Origin of the sequence: Marinobacter lipolyticus, from assembly GCF_018424605.1 — a bacterium.
GTDB lineage: Bacteria > Pseudomonadota > Gammaproteobacteria > Pseudomonadales > Oleiphilaceae > Marinobacter > Marinobacter lipolyticus_B.
Genome location: NZ_QTKT01000046.1, coordinates 1 through 249 on the forward strand (window position 1 = coordinate 1; position 249 = coordinate 249).

1 pseudogene is annotated in these 249 nt (G+C 51.4%); it reads right to left on the reverse strand.

Annotated elements, in window-relative coordinates:
- Window positions 1–125, reverse strand: a pseudogene (locus DYI22_RS17545) (IS3 family transposase); the annotation flags it as partial.
- Window positions 126–249 lie beyond the last annotated feature (124 nt).

The following is a 249-nucleotide window of genomic DNA, read 5'->3' on the forward strand; positions in this document are numbered from 1 at the left end:
AGCCAGGCGTAAAAACCGCTGAAGTGGACCTTCAGCACGCGGCACATGACCCGGACCCGGAACTCCTTCTGGTGAGCCCTGATGAAGCGATACTTTACTCGGACTCCTTGGCAAAGAACGCTGCGGTGAGTTCAACCGGTCAACGCAAATATACTTTGTAGCTTCTCCACAGGTGTCAGGTAGTCGAGTGTTTTCCTCGGTCGTTCATTCAGCTTCCGTGCAAATTCATTTAACTGCTTCTGGGAATAG